4 protein-coding genes and 1 pseudogene are annotated in these 2,706 nt (G+C 59.9%); 4 read left to right on the top strand and 1 reads right to left on the bottom strand.

Annotated features, from left to right (window positions below; all coding sequences use genetic code 11):
* The 4 genes and pseudogenes from P8Y39_12875 to creB all read left to right on the top strand — a co-directional run.
* Positions 1 to 350 (top strand): trypsin (locus P8Y39_12875; protein ID MEJ2193209.1); only part of this gene is annotated, 350 nt, incomplete at its 5' end.
* A gap of 1 nt (position 351) precedes the next feature.
* Positions 352 to 1,146: an archaeosortase/exosortase family protein gene (locus tag P8Y39_12880; protein ID MEJ2193210.1), complete on the top strand. Its 795-nt coding sequence runs from the start codon at positions 352 to 354 to the stop codon at positions 1,144 to 1,146.
* A 125-nt stretch (positions 1,147 to 1,271) separates the two neighbouring features.
* Entirely contained in the window at positions 1,272 to 1,652 is a 381-nt protein-coding gene (locus P8Y39_12885; GenBank protein MEJ2193211.1) for a hypothetical protein, read from the top strand.
* A gap of 73 nt (positions 1,653 to 1,725) precedes the next feature.
* Positions 1,726 to 2,379, top strand: a pseudogene (gene creB, locus P8Y39_12890) (two-component system response regulator CreB).
* A 108-nt stretch (positions 2,380 to 2,487) separates the two neighbouring features.
* Here creB and P8Y39_12895 read toward each other — a convergent pair.
* Entirely contained in the window at positions 2,488 to 2,649 is a 162-nt protein-coding gene (locus P8Y39_12895) for a hypothetical protein (GenBank protein MEJ2193212.1), read from the bottom strand.
* Between the last annotated feature and the right edge of the window lie 57 nt (positions 2,650 to 2,706).

Genomic DNA, 2,706 nt, shown 5'->3' on the forward strand with positions numbered 1-2,706 from the left:
GATACCTCTGGGCGAGACATCGCATCAAGACCTTGGGTGATTACGAACGGCTGGACCACGGGGATGAGCGCAAGCAGGAGATAACCAGGCTGGGACTTACGTATAACCTGCTCACGGCGTATACGTCCTTTGTCGCGGTGGACGACGTGGTAAGAAATGCGACGGGGAAGGTCACGAAAATCAAGCTGCCGCTTCCGCTGCCCCAAGGTGTCTCCAACAACGCCGTGGGTGGCGACGTCTCCACGGTGCCTGAGCCAGAGACCTACCTGCTCATTTCCATAATCGGCGTCATGTTCCTGTACATGGGCTGGAAGCACTTCAGAAAGATGGCCCCCGAAAGGTGGAGATAAGATGTCGTGGGTGACCCTGTTTCTGGCTCTTCAGCTTCTGGCCTTCTGGCCGGTGTGGACGTGGTACGCGGCGAGGATGACCGACTCCTCGGACGAGCCCTGGGGCCTCCTGGCCCTGGGGACGGCTCTGTTCTTCATCCTCCGGAAGGGCAGGGGAAGCGCGCTCAAGGCCTCGCACCTGGCCCTTTCGTCCATCTTTGTCTTCGCATACATTCTGACCTACTCCTCGATGCCCGCTCTTGGCAGGGCGGCGCTCGCTGTGATGGCCATCGGCTGCACGCTGAGCCCGTCCCGCCTCGGCAGGCCGGTGCATGTGGGGGTCGTAGGTCTCCTGCTCCTGTCGCTCCCCATCATCGCCTCGCTTCAGTTTTATCTCGGCTATCCCGTGAGAGCCCTTACGGCGGTGATCTCTTCCAGACTTATCGGCCTTACGGGATACGAGGTCCACGCACAAGGGACCTGCCTTTACTGGGCGGGGGAGGTGATCTCCATCGACGCCCCATGTACCGGAGTCCGGATGCTCTGGACCGGCCTGTACCTGAACTTCACACTGGCCTGCCTTGCGGAGCACAGTTCGGCCAGAACCTGGCTTACGCACAGTTTCTCCATGCTTGTGATATTCCTGGGCAACGTGCTGAGGTCATCGGCCCTTTTCTACACGGAGTCCGGCATCCTGCACGGCCCCGCATGGGCGCACCAGGGCATAGGACTTGCGGTCTTCGCGCTGATTGCCGTAGCAATACTCCGCTTCAACCGTCGCATGGGAAAAAGCAAAGGGGAACTGCAATGCACGTAGCACGGATATGGATAGCGCTTCACGTGATAGCCGCCCTGGTGCCCCTGGTGGGAATGAGGGCGGCCAGCCCGGGCGCGCCCGTCCAATTTAATGCGTGGCCCTCCGAATTCAATGGAAGACCGCTCATGCGTCTTGAGCTCACAGAAGACGAGAAGGGTTTCGTCCGTGGGTTCCCCGGCCATATTGCCCGGTTCACCGACGGCTCTCAGGAGATAATAATCCGCTGGGTAAGGAAAGAGACGCGGAAACTTCATCCCGCCGCCGATTGCCTTAAGGGCAGCGGGTATTCGGTCAAGCCGCTGCCCGTGCGAACAGACCCCGAGGGGAATTTCTGGGGATGTGTCGAGGCTGACAAGAATGGGAAAACGCTCGATGTCTGCGAGCGGGTGTTCGACGAAGCCGGAAACAGCTGGAGCGACATATCCTCGTGGTACTGGGCAGCGGTCCTCGGCAGGACGGATGGCCCATGGTGGGCGATTACGGTGGCCAGGAAAGAAGCCCCTTAAAGCAAGAGTGAATTTCGTTCTTCGCCATGGATTCCTTGGCCGCGTGCATTTATGGTATAAAATATCCATATTTATGGTCAAGATTTTGGTCATTGAAGACGAGCCGGCGATAGCTGATAACATTTCCTATGCCCTTTCCACGGAAGGCTATGAACCTGTCTGTTGTGCTACCGGCAAGGAGGCTCGAGAACGTCTGGGCCAAGACGGTATCGCCCTTGTCATTCTCGACATAGGACTTCCCGACGTAAACGGGTTTGAACTCCTAAAGGAGATACGCGCCACATATGACACGCCCGTCATCTTCGTGACCGCCCGCTCGGGCGAGGTGGACCGGGTGGTGGGCTTGGAGATAGGGGCCGATGACTACGTGGTCAAGCCTTTCAGCCCAAGGGAGCTAACCGCAAGGGTCAGGTCCGTGCTGAGGAGAATGTCGGCTGTCCGTAGAGAGCCTCAGAAGGCGGAATCGCCGCTCTGGCCCCCTGAGTTTTCCGTCGACGAGGGGCGCTATACCATTTCATATCATGGGGAACCCCTGGAGCTTTCGCGGTATGAATATCGGCTTTTGCGCGTCCTCATAGACAGCCCCGGGCGGATATTTACGAGGGAGCAGCTCATGAGCCGGATCTGGGAAGAGCCGGACATGAGCCTTGAACGCACGGTCGACACCCACGTCAAGACTATCCGGCAGAAGCTGAAGGCAATTCACCCCGGCGAGGACCCGATTCGAAATCCACACGGTCGGTTGCTCACCGAAGCTCAGCGGCGTTTGCAGAACGAAGCGAGCGACGAGGAGCCGCTCGAGGGCCTCGCCCTGCCGGGCGACCGGCGCCGTCTCTCAGCCGAACGGTGCCACGCCGAACCAGGCCTGGTGCAGCCACAGGACGAAGGTCACGTAGACGCCGAGGCCGGCGAATACGAGCAGCACGTCGTTGATGCCTCTGGGCGGGGCGGACGGGATCGGCCGCTGCGTACGCCGTTTCATGGAGATACGGTCCACGACGGCCCAGGCGAGGAAGGAGCCGAACAGGATCACGTCGGCGAGGTCGGCGGCCAC

The organism is Nitrospirota bacterium, from assembly GCA_037386965.1.
In the GTDB taxonomy this organism is placed as follows: domain Bacteria; phylum Nitrospirota; class Thermodesulfovibrionia; order Thermodesulfovibrionales; family JdFR-86; genus JARRLN01.

Coding starts and splice junctions, on each gene's coding strand:
- P8Y39_12880 (MEJ2193210.1), top strand. CDS start 352: ATGTCGTGGGTGACCCTGTTTCTGGCTCTTCAGCTTCTGGCCTTCTGG.
- P8Y39_12885 (MEJ2193211.1), top strand. CDS start 1,272: ATGCGTCTTGAGCTCACAGAAGACGAGAAGGGTTTCGTCCGTGGGTTC.